Source organism: Bradyrhizobium sp. USDA 3262 (assembly GCF_054060035.1).
In genome coordinates, this window is the sequence record NZ_JBSSCT010000001.1 from 2,022,895 (window position 1) to 2,041,312 (window position 18,418).

18 protein-coding genes and 2 pseudogenes are annotated in these 18,418 nt (G+C 64.9%); 12 read left to right on the plus strand and 8 right to left on the minus strand.

All coding sequences use genetic code 11. The features are described 5' to 3' along the window. Nucleotides 1–18: 18 nt before the first annotated feature. Entirely contained in the window at nt 19–1,377 is a 1,359-nt protein-coding gene (locus ACVWYP_RS09305; protein WP_304498429.1) for an aromatic ring-hydroxylating dioxygenase subunit alpha, read from the minus strand. 124 nt (nt 1,378–1,501) lie between these two features. Here ACVWYP_RS09305 and ACVWYP_RS09310 point away from each other — a divergent pair, with 124 nt between their 5' ends. Then, nucleotides 1,502–2,287 (plus strand): IclR family transcriptional regulator domain-containing protein, encoded by a 786-nt coding sequence (locus ACVWYP_RS09310; protein WP_304498430.1) that lies wholly within the window; start codon nt 1,502–1,504, stop codon nt 2,285–2,287. 153 nt (nt 2,288–2,440) lie between these two features. On the opposite strand, the gene ACVWYP_RS09315 is transcribed toward ACVWYP_RS09310, so the two are convergent. Beyond that, nucleotides 2,441–3,433 (minus strand): helix-turn-helix transcriptional regulator, encoded by a 993-nt coding sequence (locus ACVWYP_RS09315; protein WP_276325856.1) that lies wholly within the window; start codon nt 3,431–3,433, stop codon nt 2,441–2,443. Nucleotides 3,434–3,513: 80 nt separating this feature from the next. On the opposite strand from ACVWYP_RS09315, the gene ACVWYP_RS09320 reads away from it, so the two are divergent. The 4 genes from ACVWYP_RS09320 (at nt 3,514) to boxB (ending at nt 9,338) form a co-directional block, all read left to right on the plus strand. Further along, nucleotides 3,514–5,046 carry a benzoate-CoA ligase family protein gene (locus tag ACVWYP_RS09320; RefSeq protein ID WP_304498431.1) on the plus strand — a complete coding sequence of 511 codons (1,533 nt, stop codon included), beginning with the start codon at nt 3,514–3,516 and terminating at the stop codon, nt 5,044–5,046. Between the two features lie 153 nt (nt 5,047–5,199). Beyond that, a complete protein-coding gene (locus ACVWYP_RS09325; RefSeq protein ID WP_304498432.1) occupies nt 5,200–6,009 on the plus strand; it encodes an alpha/beta fold hydrolase in 810 nt (269 codons plus the stop codon). A gap of 176 nt (nt 6,010–6,185) precedes the next feature. Further along, nucleotides 6,186–7,874, plus strand: a complete 1,689-nt coding sequence (gene boxC / locus ACVWYP_RS09330; protein ID WP_304498433.1) for a 2,3-epoxybenzoyl-CoA dihydrolase — start codon at nt 6,186–6,188, stop codon at nt 7,872–7,874. A 12-nt stretch (nt 7,875–7,886) separates the two neighbouring features. Further along, on the plus strand, nt 7,887–9,338 hold the full coding sequence (boxB, locus tag ACVWYP_RS09335) for a benzoyl-CoA 2,3-epoxidase subunit BoxB (protein ID WP_304498434.1): 1,452 nt from the start codon (nt 7,887–7,889) through the stop codon (nt 9,336–9,338). A 200-nt stretch (nt 9,339–9,538) separates the two neighbouring features. Here boxB and ACVWYP_RS09340 read toward each other — a convergent pair. The 3 genes and pseudogenes from ACVWYP_RS09340 to ACVWYP_RS09350 form a co-directional block, all read right to left on the minus strand. Then, a pseudogene (locus ACVWYP_RS09340) lies at nt 9,539–9,789 on the minus strand (type II toxin-antitoxin system RelE/ParE family toxin). Nucleotides 9,790–9,819: 30 nt separating this feature from the next. Continuing rightward, complete coding sequence (locus tag ACVWYP_RS09345; protein WP_304498435.1) at nt 9,820–10,128, minus strand: type II toxin-antitoxin system RelB/DinJ family antitoxin; 309 nt, start codon at nt 10,126–10,128, stop codon at nt 9,820–9,822. Between the two features lie 132 nt (nt 10,129–10,260). Then, a pseudogene (locus tag ACVWYP_RS09350) lies at nt 10,261–10,483 on the minus strand (SDR family oxidoreductase); the annotation flags it as partial. A gap of 36 nt (nt 10,484–10,519) precedes the next feature. Here ACVWYP_RS09350 and ACVWYP_RS09355 point away from each other — a divergent pair. Further along, nucleotides 10,520–10,669, plus strand: coding sequence for a hypothetical protein (locus ACVWYP_RS09355; protein ID WP_304498436.1), 150 nt, complete (start codon nt 10,520–10,522; stop codon nt 10,667–10,669). Nucleotides 10,670–10,689: 20 nt separating this feature from the next. On the opposite strand, the gene ACVWYP_RS09360 is transcribed toward ACVWYP_RS09355, so the two are convergent. The 3 genes from ACVWYP_RS09360 to ACVWYP_RS09370 form a co-directional block, all read right to left on the minus strand. Beyond that, a complete protein-coding gene (locus tag ACVWYP_RS09360; RefSeq protein ID WP_304498437.1) occupies nt 10,690–11,019 on the minus strand; it encodes a patatin-like phospholipase domain-containing protein in 330 nt (109 codons plus the stop codon). Nucleotides 11,020–11,167: 148 nt separating this feature from the next. After that, on the minus strand, nt 11,168–11,968 hold the full coding sequence (locus ACVWYP_RS09365) for an SDR family NAD(P)-dependent oxidoreductase (RefSeq protein WP_028340514.1): 801 nt from the start codon (nt 11,966–11,968) through the stop codon (nt 11,168–11,170). A 252-nt stretch (nt 11,969–12,220) separates the two neighbouring features. Further along, nucleotides 12,221–13,279 carry a polysaccharide deacetylase family protein gene (locus ACVWYP_RS09370; RefSeq protein WP_304498438.1) on the minus strand — a complete coding sequence of 353 codons (1,059 nt, stop codon included), beginning with the start codon at nt 13,277–13,279 and terminating at the stop codon, nt 12,221–12,223. Nucleotides 13,280–13,447: 168 nt separating this feature from the next. On the opposite strand from ACVWYP_RS09370, the gene ACVWYP_RS09375 reads away from it, so the two are divergent. The 6 genes from ACVWYP_RS09375 (at nt 13,448) to ACVWYP_RS09400 (ending at nt 18,380) form a co-directional block, all read left to right on the plus strand. Beyond that, the gene (locus tag ACVWYP_RS09375; protein WP_304498439.1) at nt 13,448–14,842 is read left to right on the plus strand and encodes an OmpA family protein; all 1,395 of its coding nucleotides are present in this window, start codon (nt 13,448–13,450) and stop codon (nt 14,840–14,842) included. A 2-nt stretch (nt 14,843–14,844) separates the two neighbouring features. Further along, a complete protein-coding gene (locus tag ACVWYP_RS09380) occupies nt 14,845–15,141 on the plus strand; it encodes a hypothetical protein (protein WP_028340517.1) in 297 nt (98 codons plus the stop codon). A 108-nt stretch (nt 15,142–15,249) separates the two neighbouring features. Then, on the plus strand, nt 15,250–15,840 hold the full coding sequence (locus ACVWYP_RS09385) for a TetR/AcrR family transcriptional regulator (RefSeq protein WP_304498440.1): 591 nt from the start codon (nt 15,250–15,252) through the stop codon (nt 15,838–15,840). Then, nucleotides 15,837–16,745, plus strand: coding sequence for a haloalkane dehalogenase (locus ACVWYP_RS09390; protein WP_304498441.1), 909 nt, complete (start codon nt 15,837–15,839; stop codon nt 16,743–16,745). Before ACVWYP_RS09385 ends, ACVWYP_RS09390 begins: the two co-directional genes overlap by 4 nt. A gap of 18 nt (nt 16,746–16,763) precedes the next feature. Then, nucleotides 16,764–16,991: an Rdx family protein gene (locus ACVWYP_RS09395; RefSeq protein ID WP_304498442.1), complete on the plus strand. Its 228-nt coding sequence runs from the start codon at nt 16,764–16,766 to the stop codon at nt 16,989–16,991. A 333-nt stretch (nt 16,992–17,324) separates the two neighbouring features. Then, nucleotides 17,325–18,380 (plus strand): putative bifunctional lysylphosphatidylglycerol flippase/synthetase, encoded by a 1,056-nt coding sequence (locus ACVWYP_RS09400; protein ID WP_026192163.1) that lies wholly within the window; start codon nt 17,325–17,327, stop codon nt 18,378–18,380. The last annotated feature ends 38 nt before the right edge of the window (nt 18,381–18,418 follow it).

Consider the following 18,418-nt stretch of genomic DNA (forward strand, 5'->3'; position numbering starts at 1 on the left):
GCGCGACAGAAGCCATCATCACTCCGCCGCCGTCAGATGATGCACCTTGCCGGCGATCTCGCTCGGCACCGGGGCGGCCCATGGCGCGCCGCGGCGGCGCTTGACGTCGACTTCCATCCAGTAGAGCTCCCAGCCCTGGGTCGGGCCGATGCCGTCCATCGTCGCCGGGCCCTGGATGCTGCGCGCGGAGGCGTCGTCGAGGAACAGCATCGGCTTCTCGCCGCCTGCAACCTTCTCGATCTCCTGTCGCAGCAGGCGACGGTGCTGCACGATCGCCTTGTCGCTCTGTCCGAGATGCTCGTTGGTGCGGTCCTGGATCGGGCCCATCGATTCCACCGCCCACTGGTCATGCACGTTGATGTCGGTGCCCATGCCGGTATAGGTCTCGGTCGCTTGCTCGTGCGGATCGAAGCCGTAATCGTTGCTCTTGTTCTTGCGCGACTTGTAGTCCGGCAGCGTATAGAGCTCGAGCCGCTGGTCGCGCATCTTCTGCTTGTCGACCGGCGTCGCGTAGCTGGTGAAGATCGCATACCAGTAGCAATTCTCGTCATCGACCGGCACGTGCCACTGCGTGATCGTCATCTCGGTCGACATCGGGATGACGAAGCCGTGCGGGAATAGCTGGTTGGTGACGCGCACATGGGTGCGCTCCGCGTCGAGCTGGCGCAGCGCAATCAGGCGCAGGCCATATTCGGTGTGCTCGACATTGATGATCGGCCGGTCATATTCGCGCAGGATCTTGGTCATCGGCATGTCGCTACCGGCCGAGGCCCCACGGAATTGCTTGCCGTAGGCCGCCGAGGTGTCCTCGTCCTCGAAGAAGCGATGCAGAAAGGAGGCGTGCGCCGGATCGATGCCGACCTCGAGCGCCTGCAGCCAGTTGCAGTTCATGTGGCCCTTGAACGCAAACGTGTGGCTTCCGGGCGCGACGAAGCAGTCGAGTTCCGGAAAGGCGGGCGGGGCGCCTTCGCCGAGCCAGGCCCACAGGATGCCGCTCTTCTCGACCACGGGATAGGAGCGCTGTTTGATGCCCTTGCAGAGCTGCGAGCCGGCCGGTTCCGCCGGCGTCTCGATGCACTGGCCTGACGTGTCGAACAGCCAGCCGTGGAAGGCGCAGCGCAGCCCGCCATTCTCAAGCCGGCCGAAGGCGAGGTCGGCGCCGCGATGCGCGCAACGGCGATCGATCAGCCCGTAGCTTCCGTCCTCACCGCGGAACAGCACCAGGTTCTCGCCGAGCAGCCGCACCGGCCGAACCGGGCGCGGTCCTTCCAGCTCGTCGACCAGTGCCGCCGGCTGCCAGTAGCTCCGCATCAGTCTGCCGCAGGGGTCCTTGCGCCCGGTGCGGGTGATCAGATCGTTCGCTTCCTGGCTCATCATGGCGGCGTCTCCCGGATTTGGATTTGTTCGCCTATTGAACGAATGTGCGAATTATGCCATGTCTGTTTCGGACAGCAAGCGCAATTTTTGAACCGTTCAAAGCCGCAACCCAACCTAAAACGCCATGCCCAAGCTGAAGCGGACCGACCAGGACGAACGCGCCACCGATTTCGTCGAGGCGCTCGATCGCGGCCTGCGCCTGTTGCAGATGTTCGGCACCGTGTCCGGCCCGGCAACGCTGAGTGATCTGGCGCGTGCCGCCGATCTGCCGCGCGCCACCGCGCGCCGCATCCTGTTCACGCTCGCGCATGGCGGCTTCGTCGCCACCGACGGCAAGCTGTTCACCCTGACGCCGCATGTGCTGACGCTGGCGGGCTCGTTCCTGCAATCCAACCAGGTGGTGACGGTGCTGCAGCCGGTGCTCGATCGCATCGCGACGGCAGCGCAGGAGATCGCCTCGCTCGCACTGCTCGACGGCGACGACGTCGTGTTCGTCGCGCGCTCGAGCCCGACCCGGGTGTTCTCCGCCGGTCTCGACATCGGCTACCGGCTCCCGGCGTTCTGCACCTCGGTCGGCCGCGCGATGCTCGGCCGGCTCACTGATGCCGAGCTCGCGGCGCGGCTGAGGACGATGCGCCGCGATCCGGTGACGGCGCAGACCGTCACCGATCCGAAGAAGCTGCTCGCCACCATCATCGCCGATCGCGCGCAGGGCTACTCACTGGTCGATCGCGAGGCCGAGCCGCATTTCCGCTCCATCTCGGTGCCGGTGCACCGCTACGACGGCACCATTGTCGCCGCGATCAACATGGGCGCGCATGTCGATCGCGTGCCAATGCAGGAATTGATCGACCGCTTCCTGCCGCTGTTGCGCGACGGCGCCGATGATGTGAAGAGCCGGTTGCTGTAGTTTTAATGCGTGGGAGGTCCCTCATGGTGAGGAGCGCGAAGCGCGTCTCGAACCATGAGGCCCGACTAGTGGCCTCGTCCTTCGAGACGCTTGCTGCGCAAGCTCCTCAGGATGAGGGGATAAACCGGTTGTGACGCAGGAGTTGTGGTGCGCCTACAGCGCCACGCTGCGCAGCCCGAACGAGCGCGCCTCGTTCTGCAGCACCGGTCGCACCGAATCGATCAGCCGCGCGGCGGCAGCGTCGACCGAGAGGCCGGCGGTGTCGACCACGGCGGATGCACGGGCGTAGAGCGGCTCGCGGCTGACCAGGATGTTGCGCAATTCCGCCATCGCCGAGCGGTCGTCGGCCATCGGGCGCAGATCGCCCTGGCGGCGGACGCGGGCCATGTGCTCTTCCGGCTCGGCCTTCAGCCAGATCGTGTAGAACGACGACAGGATCAGGTCGAAGGTCAACGCCTCGGAGACGATGCCGCCGCCGGTCGCCAGCACCATCAATTCCTTGCGCGCCAGCAGCTGCGTCAGCGCGGCCTGCTCCATGCGGCGGAAGCCCTCCTGGCCGTACAGCGCGATGATCTCGGCGACCGAGAGGCCGTTCTGCGCCTCGATCTCCTTGTTGAGCTCGACAAAGCTCCAGCCGATCTTCTTCGCCAGCATCCGGCCGAGCGTGGTCTTGCCGGCGCCGCGCAGGCCGATCAGCGCGATGCCGGAGAAGGAGGCGCGGCGTGGCGCCAGCGGGCTGCTGCCGGCGAGCATGTCCTTGGCCTGCGCGATCTGGTTCGGCGACGCCTTGCGCAGGAGATCGCGGATCACGGCCCAGTCCGGCACCGGCTCGCTGGAGGGGATCAGGTCCTCGAGATGCGCCCCCATCGCGCCTGCGACACGGCGCAGCAGCACGATCGAGACATTGCCTTTGCCGCTTTCGAGCTGGGCGATGTAGCGTTCGGAAATGCCGGAAACCTTGGCGAGCACCTTGCGCGACATGCCGCGCAGGGCGCGCATCGTGCGCACGCGCTGGCCGAGCTGCTCAAGGAAGTCGGTTTCCGGATCGTTGGCTGCGGTCATGATCCCTGTGCGACGCGCGGTCCTGACTGAATCAGACCGATGTTCTAGGAAACATAGTGCCGATAAGGATTGACAGCAAGCCAACGTAGTGGCTTTGTATGAATTATAATTCTTAAATTCACAGGAGAGGGAAGCGTGGCACGTCCGGGTCCGAGGAGCGGAGCATGACTTACAACGCGGTCTCCTGGCTGCTCGACCGCAACGTCGATGAAGGCCGCGGCGACAAGGTCGTGTTCGACGATACGGTGTCGCAAATCACCTATGGCCAGTTGCAGCAGCAGACCCGCCGCGTCGGCAACATGCTGCGCCGGCTCGGCGTCCGCCGCGAAGAGCGGGTCGCCATGATCATGCTTGATACGGTCGATTTCCCGATCGTGTTCCTGGGCGCGATCCGCGCCGGCGTGGTGCCGGTGCCGCTCAACACGCTGCTGACCGCGGAGCAGTATGGCTACATCCTCGGCGATTGCCGGGCGCGCGTGCTGTTCGTGTCGGAGGCGCTGCTGCCGGTGGTGAAGGACATCATCGCGCGCATGCCCGACCTCGAGCATGTCGTGGTCTCCGGCAAGGATGCGCACGGGCACAAGAAGCTGTCCGACGAGATCGCGCGCGAGAGCGACGTGTTCGCGACCGCGCCGACCCATGCCGACGAGCCGGCATTCTGGCTCTATTCGTCGGGCTCGGCCGGCATGCCGAAGGGCGTGCGCCATCTGCATTCCAATCTCGCGGCGACCGCGGAGACCTACGCGAAACAGGTGCTCGGGATCCGCGAGGATGATGTCGGCCTCTCGGCGGCAAAGCTGTTCTTCGCCTACGGACTCGGCAATGCGCTGACCTTCCCGATGTCGGTCGGCGCCACCACGGTGCTGAACTCCGAACGGCCGACACCGGCCGTGATGTTCGCGCTGATGAACAAATATCATCCCAGCATCTTCTTCGGCGTGCCGACCCTGTTCGCGGCGATGCTGAACGACGAAGCGACCAAGGCGCAGTCCGGCGGCGATCGTTTGCGCGTCTGCACCTCGGCGGGCGAGGCATTGCCGGAATCGGTCGGCAATGCCTGGCGCGCGCGGTTCGGCGTCGACATCCTCGACGGCGTCGGCTCGACCGAGCTGTTGCACATCTTCCTGTCGAATGCGCCCGGCGACATCAAATACGGCTCGTCCGGCCGTCCGGTGCCCGGCTACAAGGTGCGGCTGGTCAACGAGCTCGGTGCCGACGTCGCGGACGGCGAGGTCGGCGAGCTCTTGGTCGATGCGCCCTCGGCCGGCGAGAGCTACTGGAATCAACGCGCCAAGAGCCGCGCCACCTTCGAGGGCGCCTGGACCCGCACCGGCGACAAATACACGCGCGATGCCGATGGCCGTTACACCTTCTGCGGCCGCGCAGATGACATGTTCAAGGTCTCCGGCATCTGGGTGTCGCCGTTCGAGGTCGAGAGCGCGCTGATCACCCATCCCGCGGTGCTGGAAGCCGCCGTGGTGCCGGAGGCGGATCCGGAAGGCCTGCTCAAGCCGAAGGCCTATGTCGTGCTGCGGCCCGACAGTTCAGCCGCCGGCCTGCACGAGGCGCTGAAGGAGCACGTCAAGCAGAAGATCGGCCCGTGGAAATATCCGCGCTGGATCGACGTCGTCGACAATCTGCCGAAGACCGCGACCGGCAAGATCCAGCGGTTCAAGTTGCGGGAGCACGAGCACTAGCTCCCCACGTCGTCCCGGCGAAGGCCGGGACCCATAACCACAGGCGTTAGTTGTTGTGCGAAAGCCGTTGAACAGCATCTCTCAAAACGAAGGCCTCGGCGTATGGGTCCCGGCCTTCGCCGGGACGACGAGTGAGGAAGGCTTATCGTGATCATGACGAATCTAAACCCCACAGGCTTCCTCAGCATCGACGGCGCCGAGCTCGAATACCGCATGATCGGTCCCTCGCCGGATGTGGCGCCGACCATCGTGATGCTGCATGAAGGCCTCGGCTGCGTCGGGCTGTGGGGCGACTTCCCCGAGAAGCTGCAGGCGACGACCGGCGCCGGCGTGTTCGTTTATTCGCGATCAGGCTACGGCGCCTCGTCGCCGGCGAAGCTGCCGCGTCCGGTCGACTACATGCATCGCGAGGCGCTCGACGTGCTGCCGAAGCTGCTCGACCGGATCGGCTTCCGCCGCGGCCTGCTGCTCGGTCATTCCGACGGCGCGTCGATTGCCGCGATCTATGCCGGCGCGCATCAGGATCATCGCCTGCACGGTCTGGCACTGCTGGCGCCGCACTTCATCGTCGAGGACATTTCGGTGAAGTCGATCGCCGAGATCAAGACGGCGTATGAGACCACCAACCTGAAGGAGAAGCTGGCGCGCTGGCACAAGGACGTCGACAACGCCTTCCATGGCTGGAACGGCGCCTGGCTCGATCCGGCATTCCGCGATTGGGATATCTCCGACTATCTCGCCTATATCCGCGTGCCCGTGCTGATCGTGCAGGGCGCGGCTGACGAGTACGGCACGATGCGCCAGGTCGAGATCGCCCAGGACGAGTGCTACTGCCCGGTCGACGTCGTGGCCATCGCTGGCGCCGGCCACTCGCCGCATCGCGAGGCGCCCGCGGTCACGCTCGAGGCGGTCACCGAATTCGCCAGGGCGGCGCTCCGCGACGACCCGGCACTGGCGGCCTGACCTTTGGTGCCGGTGCCAGGCCACTGGCCGAGCCAATGAATTTCGCGGACATGAAACAAAATGCATGTTTTTGCGTTTTGAACTAGACCGGATCAAAAACATGCATTATTGTGCATGAAGACCTCGACGACGAACCTTCAAACGAACAACAGCAAGACAACAGATAAGGGTGGCCCATGGCTGGTGACGATCGCGTCCTTGCAGGCGGGGCGAAGTACATCGACTTCCAGACCGATCCGTCGCGCTACCGGCACTGGAAGCTCGACGTTGTCGGCGATGTCGCGACGCTGACCATGGACGTCGACGAGAACGCCGGCCTGTTCGAGGGCTACCAGCTCAAGCTGAATTCCTACGACCTCGGCGTCGACATCGAGCTTGCGGACGCTGTGCAGCGGCTGCGCTTCGAGCATCCCGAGGTCAAGGTCGTGGTGATGCGCTCGGGCAAGAACCGCGTGTTCTGCGCCGGCGCCAACATCCGCATGCTGGCGGGCTCGACCCATGCCCACAAGGTCAACTTCTGCAAGTTCACCAACGAGACCCGCAACGGCCTGGAAGACTCCAGCGAGAATTCCGGCCAGAGCTTCATCACCGTCGTCAACGGCACCGCGGCCGGCGGCGGCTATGAGCTCGCGCTCGCGACCGACCACATCATGATGGCCGATGACGGTGCCGCCGCCGTTGCGCTGCCGGAAGTGCCGCTGCTCGCGGTGCTGCCGGGCACCGGCGGCCTCACCCGCGTCGTCGACAAACGCAAGGTGCGCCGCGACCACGCCGATTTCTTCTGCACCATCGAGGAAGGCATCAAGGGCAAGCGCGCCGTCTCCTGGCGCCTGGTCGACGAGATCGCGCCGAACTCCAAGCTCGAGGGCAAGCTGGCCGAGCGCGTCAAGGAATTCGCCGCGAAGTCGAAGCGCAACGGCGCCGGCAAAGGCATCGCGCTGGCGCCGCTGACGCGCACCATCGACGACAGCGCCATCCGCTACGCCTTCGTCAGCGTCGACATCGATCGCGCGGCGCGCATCGCCACCATCTCGATCAAGGCGCCGGAGACCGCAGCGCCCGCCGACATCGACGGCATGATCGCGCAAGGGCCGACGTTCTGGCCGCTGCAGGTCGCCCGCGAGCTCGATGACGCGATCCTGCATCTGCGCATCAACGAGCTCGAGATCGCGATGCTGGTGTTCAAGAGCCATGGCGAGCGCGCCAATGTCGTGTCCTATGACGCGTTCCTGGAGGCCAACAAGGCGCACTGGCTGGTCAACGAGGTCAGGCATTACTGGAAGCGCGTGCTCAAGCGCATCGACGTCACCTCGCGCACGCTGGTGACGCTGGTCGAGCCCGGCTCCTGCTTCGTCGGCACGCTGGCCGAACTCGTGTTCGCCGCCGACCGCTCCTACATGCTGATCGGCCAGAAGCAGGGCGACAACCGTCCGCCGCCGGCGATCGAGCTGACGGCGATGAACTTCGGGCCCTATCCGATGAGCCACGGCCTGACCCGGCTGCAATCGCGCTTCCAGGCCGACCCGTCGGATCTGGAGCGCGCGCAAGGCTCGATCGGCAAGGCGCTCGACGCGGAGGAGGCCGAGGAGCTCGGCCTCGTCACCTTCGCGCTCGACGACATCGACTGGGACGACGAGGTCCGCGTGTTCTTCGAGGAGCGCACCTCGTTCTCGCCCGACGGCCTCACCGGCATGGAAGCCAATCTGCGCTTCGTCGGCCCCGAGACCATGGAATCGAAGATCTTCTCCCGCCTCACCGCGTGGCAGAACTGGATCTTCCAGCGGCCGAACGCGGTCGGTGAGGACGGCGCGCTGCGCCGCTACGGCACCGGCCAGAAGGCGCAATTCGACATGACGAGGGTTTAAGGGAGCACGGCCATGAGCATGAACATCATGAACGTCGATTACTCGACCAAGATTCCGAACAACGTGAATCTCGCCGAGGACCGCCAGGTGCTCAAAGCCCTGGAGGGCTGGCACCCCGGCTACATGGACTGGTGGAGCGACATGGGTCCGGACGGCTTCCAGGAATCGCTCGTCTATCTGCGCACCGCCTATTCGGTCGATCCACGCGGCTGGGCCAAGTTCGACTACGTGCGGATGCCCGAATATCGCTGGGGCATTCTTCTTGCCCCGCAGGAAGAGAACCGCGTCATCCCGTTCGGCGAGGATTTTGGCAAGCCAGCCTGGCAGGAAGTCCCCGGCGAGCACCGCGCGATGCTGCGTCGCCTGATCGTGATCCAGGGCGACACCGAGCCGGCCTCGGTCGAGCAGCAGCGCCATCTCGGCAAGACCGCGCCCTCGCTCTACGACATGCGCAACCTGTTCCAGGTCAATGTCGAGGAAGGCCGCCATCTCTGGGCGATGGTTTACCTCTTGCAGAAGTATTTCGGCCGCGACGGCCGCGAGGAGGCGGATGATTTGTTGCGCCGCCGCTCGGGCGACGCGGATAGCCCGCGCATGTTGGGGGCCTTCAACGAGGCGACGCCGGACTGGCTGTCGTTCTTCATGTTCACTTACTTCACCGACCGCGACGGCAAGATGCAGCTGCACTCGCTGGCGCAGTCGGGCTTCGATCCGCTGTCGCGCACCTGCCGCTTCATGCTGACCGAGGAAGCCCACCACATGTTCGTCGGCGAGACCGGCATCACCCGCGTCGTGCAGCGCACCTGCGATGCGATGAAGGAAGCCGGCATCACCGATCCCAACGACATCGCCAGGATCCGCGCGCTCGGCGTGATCGATCTGCCGACCATCCAGAAGAAGCTGAACCTGCACTATTCGCTGTCGCTCGACCTGTTCGGCTCGGAAGTGTCGACCAACGCGGCCAACGCCTTCAACGCCGGCATCAAGGGCCGCTACAAGGAGACCACGATCGACGACGACCACCAGCTCAAGAGCTCGACTTATCCGGTCATGAAGATGGTGGACGGCCAGATCAAGATGGTCGACGAGCCGGCGCTGACCGCGCTCAACATGCGGCTGCGCGACGACTACACGCAGGACTGCGTCAAGGGCATGCTGCGCTGGAACAAGGTGATCTCGACCGCGGGCATCGACTACAAGCTCGCGGTGCCGAACACCGCCTTCCACCGCCAGATCGGCGAGTTCAAGGACGTCCATGCGACGCCCGATGGCCTGCTGATCGACGACGCCACCTGGGCCAAGCGCAAGAACGACTGGCTGCCGTCGACCGCGGACGGCGACTTCATCGCCTCGCTGATGAAGCCGGTGACCGAACCGGGCGAGTTCGCCTCGTGGATCTCGGCGCCCAAGGTCGGCATCGACAACAAGCCCGGCGACTTCGAATATGTGAGGATCGAGAGCTGATCGGCGCGAGCATGATCCGGAAAAGTGTGAAGCGGTTTTCCGAAGAGATCATGCTCAAGCGACAGATTAGGTCGTGATGTGAGAATCGCATCGTGACCTAACGGTTTCTTTCCGCAGGGAGAGAACAGGAAGGGGCGAGCCGAAAAGGTCCCGGGCTCGTCCCTTTCTTTTTTGATCAGATGCCGGTACGGAGCCCGGCCTCAATCGTCATTTGTAAGTTCGTCGGGCCACATCTGCGCGCCGTGAATCACGCGCAAGATACGAACGGTCTCACCGTCGACAAGGTACGCCGCGACATAAGGTGTGCGCGGGATGACCAACTCGCGCGTGCCGGCGACACGCCCGGGCCGCCACTGTCAGGAAAGTCGAGCAGGCGCCGCGCAGCATCGGCAATCTGTTCGTCAACATGGACCGCCGCACGAGGATTCTCGGCCTCGATGTAGCTGAAAATGTCGTCGCGATCAGCGCGACCAGACGAGTTTCACCGCTTACGCCCTGTCGCTTTTAGAAGCGCGGCGGCGCGGCGTTGCGCGAAATGCACTTCGACTTCGGAATCATCGAGACCGGGCCGGGTATCCGCTAACGGCTGGTGCACCTTCTCGCGAAACCAGCTGTCGTAAGCCTGGCTGTTGCTCACGAGCTCCAGTGGAAGCATTTCTTCATTGGCCGTGCGTGTCAGCAGAATCCGCACGGCGTCGGATACCGTGAGACCCGTGTTCTCCAGAACCTCGGTGGCCTTTTCCTTTACGTCCGCATCGATGCGGGTCTGGACCAGGGCATTCGAAGCCATAGCGATCCTCCTTCACTCGCATCCAATGTAATGCATTTGAATGACATGCGCCTATGGAAGCAGGTGAGCCAGCGACAAAAAAAAGCCCCGCCCTTCGGCGGAGCCTTTGCTGTAGGTCGGTCGCGCGGCCGCTTAGCCCGCGATCTCCAGCCCCGCGGTCGCGTAGACCACGCCGCCATCGACCGCGATGGCGTTGCCTACGACATAGTCGCCGGCGCGCGAGGCGAGGTAGATCGCGATGCCCGCCATGTCCTCGTCCGACGCGCTTCGCCGGCACGCGCTTGGCGACCTCGTCGGCGTGGTCGCGCGCGGCGCGGTTCATGTCCGACTTGAAGGCGCCGGGCGCAATCGCGGAATTCCGCTGGCAATCGCGCATGGCAGCGAGGAGCAGATGGTCGATCTCGGCTATCTGCAACGGCTGACGGCGCCGACATTGTGGCGTGGCCAGGTTCAACTGGTCGACGGTGCCGGCCACGCCACGCAATGGGAAAGAGCCGACGCGTTCGATCGGCTCGTCGATGCGTTCGCGTCGAGCCTTTAGAAATGGGTTGTTCTTATCACTCAGTGCGAATCTCGTTTTGCGGGCCAAACTTGGAAGATGCGCGGAAACAACGGGTAGGATTGGCTGCTGTGTCCAACATGCAGACGCTTCGTTACCGCGTTGATGCGCAGGCTACCCCAGGACCGTAGAATTAGCTGGCACTGAAACCATAGCCGCTCGATCTCTCCTGCATCGCGCGCTGCAAGCGCTCTGTCATACCGTTCGACAAAATCAGGATGCTCAATAGCGATCTGTCGAAGTTCGTCGGCCAACTCTTTAATGTCAGTCGGATCGTAACCATCAGCGATCAGGCACGCGACTATGGCGCCCATAAAGTCGGTTATCGGCATATTCAAATCTATAGACTAACCGCCGCCGTTGGCGGCCTTTCCGTTATCAGCCGTCGGCTGAGGATTTCTCTCCTTTGAAGAGGCCGGAGAGAGGTGAGCCGAAAAGGTCTCGGACTCACCCCTTTCCTTAGTCGAGAGCAGGCAATCGCTACCCCGCGATCTCCAGTCCTGCCGTCGCGTAGACCACGCCGCCATCGACCGCGATGGTGTTGCCCACGACATAGTCGCCGGCGCGCGAGGCGAGGTAGATCGCGGTGCCCGCCATGTCTTCGTCGGTACCGACGCGCTTCGCCGGCACACGCTTGGCGACCTCGTCGGCGTGGTCGCGCGCGGCGCGGTTCATGTCCGACTTGAAGGCGCCGGGCGCGATCGCGGTGACGTTGATGTTGTCCTTGACCAGGCGGGTCGCCATGCGGCGCGTCAGATGGATCACCGCGGCCTTGCTCGCGGCATAGGAATAGGTCTCCATCGGGTTGACGAAGATGCCGTCGATCGAGGCGATGTTGATCACCTTGCCCGGCCTGTCGTGCGTCGCCGCCGCGCGCAGCGGCTTGGCCAGCGCCTTGGTCAGGAAGAAGATCGACTTGACGTTGAGGTTCATCACCTTGTCCCAGCCGCTCTCCGGGAATTCGTCGAAGTCCGCGCCCCAAGCCGCGCCGGCATTGTTGACGAGGATGTCGAGCTTCGGCTCGCGCTTGATGATCTCGCCCGCGAGCTTCTCGCAGCCCTCGACGGTCGAGATGTCGATCGGCAGCGCGATGCATTCGCCGTCATAGGCGGCGGACAGCTCCTGCGCGGTCGCCTCGCAGGGACCTGCCTTGCGCGCGGTGATGTAGACCCTGGCGGCACCCTGCGCGAGGAAGCCGGCCGCGATCATCTTGCCGATGCCGCGCGATCCCCCGGTCACCAATGCGACGCGGCCCTTCAGCGAAAACAGATCCTTGAACATGCGCTCCTCCATTGCGTTGCCAGTGGTTCTGGGCGCGGCCGGGGATCGAGTCAAGGAGAGGGGAGGGATCGGTACCTCTCCTTGAAAAGGGGAGGTCGCTTTGCTCGACAGAGCAAAGCGGGTGGGGATCTGCTCTCTCCCCAGACACCGTCGCTTGTGGCTGACCCCCATCCCGACCTTCCCCTTTCAGGGGGAAGGGGAAGTCAGACCGAAATTGGGTTGCGTCGAGTCGGGATGGAAACGGGAAACGCGTTACGCCGCGTCGATGCGGCGAAAGCCGTTCCACACCGCGGTGGCTGCGCCTGATGTTAGCACCGGCAGCAGGCGCGCGTCCTGGTAATTGCCGTTCAGCGAGACCCGCTGCAGGGCGGTCAGATGGTCGGCGCTTTCGGGAAACAGCATGCCCGGCCGCGTCGTCACCGCGGTCCGAAAGCCGATCGACCGGGCGAGGGCGAATTCACGCCGCCCGGCGGCGATCCGGTCGCCATAGGGATAGGCGAGATGCAATGCCGGCCGCTGCAGCGCATCCTCGATCCGCGCCCGGCTGGTCGCGAGCTCGAACGATGCGATGGTCTCGCTCTGCCTGGCGAGATTGCAATGGGTGATGGTGTGCGCGCCGATCGTCACCAGCGGGTCGTCGGCAAAGCCGCGCAACTCGTCCCAGGACATGCAGAGCTCGCGCGCGATGCCGGTCTCGTCGACGCAGTGACGGGCGCACAGCGCTGATATCTCGGCCTGCATCTCCTGCTCGCCGGGCAGGGAACGCAGCCAGTCGTGCATGCGGCCGAAAGCAGTGCGCTTGGCCTGCGGTGTCGCGGTGTCGATCCGTGTCATGGTGCCGTCGATCGGCACCGCGATCGCGGACGCCGCCGCGATCACCCGCTCCAGCGCGATCCACCACAATCTGCCGCAGCCCTCGGCGAAATCGCTCGCGACATAGACCGTGAACGGGGCGCCGAACTCGCGCATCACCGGCAGCGCGAAATCGCGGTTGTCGCGATAGCCGTCGTCGAAGGTAAAGCAGGCGAAGCGTCGCGCGAAATTCCGTTCGCTGAGACGGCGATGCGCCTCGTCGATGCTGATCACGTCGACGTCGAGCGCGCGCAGATGCGTCAGCATCGCGCGCAGGAAGTCCGGCGTGACCTCGAGATGATGGTTCGGCTGGAACGCATCGCCGCGCCGCGGGCGGACGTGATGCAGCATGAAGATGGCGCCGACGCCGGCGAAGATCGGCCGCAGCAGGATATGCGCACCCGAGAAATACAACGCCTCCATGCCGGCACGGATCACGGTGTTGCGGAGTTGTTTCATGAGGGCGCGGGCCGGCCGATTTGCATTCCGCGGCAAACTTAGCGAAAGACCACTGAAGAAACTGTTATCCCGGTCCGACATGGCGCCCCCGCCATGGGCGTCATTTGGGGTTTGACAGTCAGCCAAGGGTTTGTTTTCTCTCTGGTTCCCGACCCCGCAGGACGCTGAATGCACGGACTTTTCAAGTGGAGTAGCAAGTGGTGGCCGGGGGTGATTCCACTGGTCGTGCTTTGGGGTATTGCGGCCTGGACCAGCACCACAACGGTCGAAGCGGACCTTGCCGCGCGCTCTAATACCGCACTGAAGGACACTGTCCTCGACAAGCGCCGCATCAGCGTCGACGGGCGCGACGTGACGTTCGCGGCCAACGCCTTCTCCGAAGACGGCCGCCTCAGCGCGGTGGCGTCGGTCGAAGCTGTGCCCGGCGTGCGGCTGGTGAACGACGAGACCCGCCTTGTTCCCGAAGCCAAGCCCTTTGTCTGGTCCGCCGAACGCGACGTGGTGCGGGTCACGCTCGGCGGCAATGCGCCGCTGCCGTCGAGCAAGGGCAAGTTGACCGAGGCCGCGAAGGCCAGTCTCGGCGGTGTCGAGGTGGTGGATCAGATGGTGCTCGCCCGCGGCGCGCCGTTGCGGTTCGACGCGGCGGCGCTGCTGTTGCTCGACCAGATCGGCAAGCTGAAGGAAGGCAAGATCACGCTGACCGACAACAAGGTCAATCTCGCCGGCATGGCGCGCGAGCTCGGCGGACGCGAAGCGGTCGCCGCGGCGCTGAAGAACCTGCCGGAAGGCTATTCGATCGCCGCCAACGACATCAAGGCGCCGCCTTACGTGTTCCAGGCCTACAAGGACCCGGTCGCGGTGACGCTGACGCTGACCGGCTACGTCCCCGACAACAACGTGCATGCCGCGCTGGTCGCTGCCGCCGGCCGCAAGTTCTTCAGCGAGAAGGTGGTCGACAACCTCAAGGCCAGCATCGGCGCGCCGTCGGGTTTTGCGGCCGCGGTGGTGCCCGCGCTCGGCGCGCTGTCGCGGCTGTCGACCGGAACGCTGGTGGTGTCGGACCGCGAGGTGAAGCTGTCGGGCGATGCGCTCTACGATGCCGCCGCCGGCCAGATCCGCGACGGGCTCGGCAAGGATTTTCCGCAGGGCTGGCAGTACAAGGCCGAGGTCACGGTCAAGCCGGCGGCGGCCCCGGTCGATCCCACGGTGTGCCAGCAGCTGTTTTCCGAAATCCTCTCGAAGGGCAAGATTCGCTTCGAGTCGGGGAAAGCCGACATCGTGCCGGATTCCGCCGGCCTGCTCGACCGCCTGATCGAGACCGCGCTGCGCTGCCCCAATGCGACGATCGAGATCGCCGGCCATACCGACAGCGACGGCGAGGAGGCCGCCAACCAGGCGCTGTCGGAGCGGCGCGCGCAGGCCGTGGTGGATTACCTCGTGCGCGCCGGTCTGCCCGCCAGCCGCTTCACGCCGATCGGCTACGGCAGCACGCAGCCGCTGGCCGGCAACGAAAGTGAAGACGGCAAGGCGCAGAACCGCCGCATCGAATTCGTGGTGAAGTAGCGATGACCGTGCTCGCGACATTCTTCTGGGGTTGGCTGCTCGGCGCGGCGCTGCTCGGCTTCTGCATGGGCTGGATCGCGGTGGTGCATCGGGCGCAGGGCGTCTCGAAGGTCTGGATGCGCTGGCTGGCACTGCTCGCCGCCGCGCTGGTGGCGGCGTCGTTCGCGCGGATCGTGCCCGGCCGGTTCGGCTACTGGCTCGACCTCTTCCTGGTCATGTTCGCGCTCTATCTCGTCGGCTGCGCGATCGGCTCCTGGCTGCGCGACTGGGTGGTTTCGCGCAGCAAGCCCGCGAGCTGACCTCAATCTCCTGATCCGACAGGCCTGAGCGGCCTCGCCAAGCGCAGGTCGAGCCGCATTCATTTTAGCGCTTGACATCAATACGTACGTACGTATTAAATTCCGCCCATGCCAAAACCCTCTCTCCGCGATGCCATCCTCGACGCCGGCCTAAAGGAAATGTTCCGGACCGGCTATCACGGCACCAGCGTGCGCGACGTCACGGTCGCCGCCGGTGCGCCGCAGGGCTCCTTCACCAACCATTTCCGCTCGAAGGAGCTGTTCGCGTCCGAGGTGCTGGACCGCTACTTCCTCTATGTGCGCGGCCTGGTCGCGGAAGCCCTCGGCGACACGACGCTGACGCCGCGCGAAAGGCTGAGAAGCTATCTCGATCTGATCACCGGCAAGCTCGCGCATGACGGCTTCACCCGCGGCTGCCTGATCGGCGATTTCAGCCTCGAGGCGTCGGGCTCGAGCGAGATGCTGCGCGAGCAGCTCGACGACATCTTCCGGGAATGGCGCGCGCCGTTTGCGGCCTGCATCGCCGAGGCTCAGGCCACGGGCGAGATCGCCTCCGACTTCGATCCCGATCAGCTGGCCGATTTCCTGCTCGCATCCTGGCAGGGCGCGATGCTGCGCATGAAGGTCGAACGCAGCGAAGCCGCGCTGACGCGTTTCAAGACGATCGCATTCCAAACCGTGTTCAAGGAGTTGCCATGACCATATCCGCCGATATCAGCCTGCATCATCGCGCCGTGCTCGGAAGCACGATGGCCTATCGCGAGACCGGCCGCAGCGACGCGCCGCACGTGCTGTTCCTGCACGGCAATCCGACGTCGTCCTACATCTGGCGCAACATCATGCCGCTGGTCGCCCCCGTCGGGCACTGCATCGCGCCCGACCTGATCGGCTACGGCCAATCCGGCAAGCCCGACATCGGCTATCGCTTCTTCGACCAGGCGGACTATCTCGACGCGCTGATCGACGAGCTCGGCATCTCCTCGGCCTATCTCGTCGCCCAGGACTGGGGCACGGCGCTCGCCTTCCACCTCGCGGCACGCCGTCCGCAACTGGTGCGCGGGCTCGCCTTCATGGAATTCATCCGCCCGATGCGCGATTGGTCGGACTTCCACCAGCACGACGCCGCGCGGGAGACGTTCCGGAAATTCCGCACGCCGGGCGTGGGCGAGGCGATGATCCTCGATAACAATGCGTTCGTCGAACGCGTGCTGCCCGGCTCGATCCTGCGCACGCTCAGCGAGGAGGAGATGGCCGCCTACCGCGCGCCGTTTGCGACGCGCGAGAGCCGCAAGCCGACCTTGATGCTGCCGCGCGAACTGCCGATCGCGGGCGAGCCGGCCGACGTTACTCAGGCGCTCACGGCGGCGCATGCCGCGCTCGCGGCATCGACCTATCCGAAGCTGCTGTTCGTTGGGTCGCCCGGGGCACTGGTGTCACCGGCCTTTGCCGCCGAATTCGCCAAGACGCTCACGCATTGCACGGTCATTCAACTCGGCGCGGGCGCGCATTATCTGCAGGAGGATCATCCGGAGGCGATCGGCCGCTCTGTGGCCGGCTGGATCGCCGGCGTCGAGGCCGCCTCCGCGCAGCGCCATGCCGCATGAGAGCACGGAGGGCATGACATGACGAATGTCTCGATCACCTATTGCCGGCCGTGCGGCTATGAGAAGCGTGCGAAAGAGGCCGCGGCGCTGTTGCGCGAGCGCCTTGGCGTCGACGCGACGCTGATCCCCGGCAAGGGCGGCATCTTCGAGGTCAAGCTTGGCGATGAGGTTGTCGCCAGGCGCGCCAAGGGACATTTTCCCGATGCCGCCGAGATCGTCGCCGCGGTCACGGCCGCGCGGGATTGACGATCAGCCGAGCGCCTGTCGGCCGGGTAGCGGACGATCATTCTCTATTCGGCCGTGCCGATGCTTCACCGTAGTTTCCCGGATGGCCTTGCGGACCGTTCGGCGGGCTAACTGCCGCACGCGCATGTCAAGTCTTGTCGAAGGCGGCGGGAAACGCGCATATTTGTGCACCCGCTGTCATGAATCATCCGTAATATCTTGAAGATGCGCGTTTTATTGTCTTTTGACGAATTCCACTCCGGTTTAAAACGCGCTACACGGGCCAGGGCACAGCGAAGCGCCGGCGGAGTTCGCCCGGGAGCCGTCGTCGCGGGATCGCAATTCGAGGTCTAGATGCTGGAAGCAATACGCAGGGCGATGGCGTTTCTGCGCCAGAAGCAAATCCTGCATCGGCTGGGTGTTGTCATCAGCATCGCCGTCATCGGCATCGCCTGCTACGTCCTGTATCACATGCTGCGCGGCATCGACACCAACGAGGTGCTCGAGGCCATCAAGAGCACCGAGCCGCGGCAGATTGCCCTGGCGGGACTGTTCGTCGCGGCGGGCTACTTCACGTTGACCTTCTACGATCTGTTCGCGGTGCGCGCGATCGGCCACGCCCATGTGCCCTACCGCATCAACGCGCTCGCGGCCTTCACCTCCTACTCGATCGGCCACAATGTCGGCGCCAGCGTCTTCACCGGCGGCGCGGTGCGCTACCGGATCTATTCGGCGTGGGGGTTGAACGCGATCGACGTCGCCAAGATCTGCTTTCTCGCCGGGCTCACCTTCTGGCTCGGCAATGCCGCGGTGCTCGGGCTCGGCATCGCCTACCACCCGGAGGCGGCCGCCAACATCGACCAGCTGCCGCCCTGGCTCAACCGGGCGCTGGCATTCGCGATCATCACCGCGCTGGTCGCCTATGTGGTCTGGGTCTGGACCCAGCCGCGGGTGGTCGGCCGCGGCCCCTGGACCGTGACCCTGCCGGGCGGCCCGCTGACGCTGCTGCAGATCGCGATCGGTATCCTCGACCTCGGCTTCTGCGCGCTGGCGATGTACGTGCTGGTGCCGGACGAGCCAAATCTCGGCTTCGTCGTGGTCGCGGTCATCTTCGTGTCCGCGACCCTGCTCGGCTTCGCCAGCCACTCCCCCGGCGGACTCGGAGTGTTCGACGCCGCCATGCTGGTCGGCCTCTGGCAGATGGACCGCGAGGACCTGCTCGGCGGTATGCTGCTGTTCCGGCTGCTCTACTATATTGCGCCGTTCGTCATATCTGTAATCTTGCTGACGTTTCGGGAGGTTATCGTCGGCGCCCGACTCAAACGGCTGCCGCAGGCTGATTCGGGTCCCCGCGCCGAGCCGCACCATGAGGCGGTTCTGGTTCGCAAGCGCGGTGACTCCGGGGTCTGATGAAGCGGCCCGATGCCTCCCGAGGGAAGGTCGATGTG